The sequence below is a fragment of the Halomonas sp. QHL1 genome (assembly GCF_001882345.1).
Classification (GTDB): domain Bacteria; phylum Pseudomonadota; class Gammaproteobacteria; order Pseudomonadales; family Halomonadaceae; genus Vreelandella.
On the sequence record NZ_MINL01000002.1, the window covers coordinates 10125 to 11012 of the forward strand.

Annotated in this window: 1 protein-coding gene; it reads left to right on the forward strand. The window is 51.4% G+C overall.

Annotated elements, in window-relative coordinates; translation table 11 throughout:
• Positions 1–674 precede the first annotated feature (674 nt).
• Positions 675–888: replication initiation protein (locus QHL1GM_RS19030; RefSeq protein WP_139245660.1), on the forward strand; the 214-nt coding region annotated here is incomplete at its 3' end.

Genomic DNA, 888 nt, shown 5'->3' on the forward strand with positions numbered 1-888 from the left:
AAGTTACCCAGCTTCAGGAAGAAGTCCGAGAGCTACGCCAGCTTCCGGCTCCGGGGCAGCTTGAGCCTAATCTAGACCAACCTGAAAATCGCCAAATTAAAGGCTTCGATGACATCCTCCAGCGTTTTGAGAAAAGGCACTAAACATCACAACGGCCACTTTATAGCTTTTATCGCCCCGTAGGGGCGATGCAGCGAGCTTGCGAGCGGTAACCGGCAATGCACATCTCCTGATACTCCTCGATTCCTGACGCCCACCACAGACCCCTCCTTGCCTCGACACCTCATTGATAAAAGGGGTTTGTTGATGTTCCGCACGAAGTTTACGCGCGGTAGCGCCCATTAGCGGCGCAGGTGCGTAGCACCTAGAAGCCGCTTTCAGTGCGCCTTTGGCGCGTCATCATTAGGCTGGCCGCAGGCCAGGGCGAGCGAAGCGAGGGTAGGTGAGCGCATATGCGCTCTTTTCTGTACTTTTACCCTTTTAACCCTTTTAGGGTGTTGCAAGTTACTGTTTATAAATCGTTTTTAGAGTTAAAAGGGGACGGATTTGCGGTTAAAAGGGGACGGATTTGCGGTTAAAAGGGGACGGATTTGCGGTTAAAAGGGGGACAGGTTTGCGGTGAGTAGGGACACAATATATATTGTCCCTTTTAAGGAATTCTACTGGAGCCATGGATGAGTCAGCCTCAAATTTACAAGAGCAACGCACTCGTCGAGGCTCAATACCGTCTTAGCGTAGCGGAGCAACGAATTATGCTCGCGTGTATCTCCCAAGTTAGGCGTGACCAGCCCATCACAGATGATGTGCTCTACAGCGTCAGCGCTGCCGAAATTGCAGCTATATCGGACACATCGACAAAACAGGCGTATCGAGAGTTGGAAAAAGCCG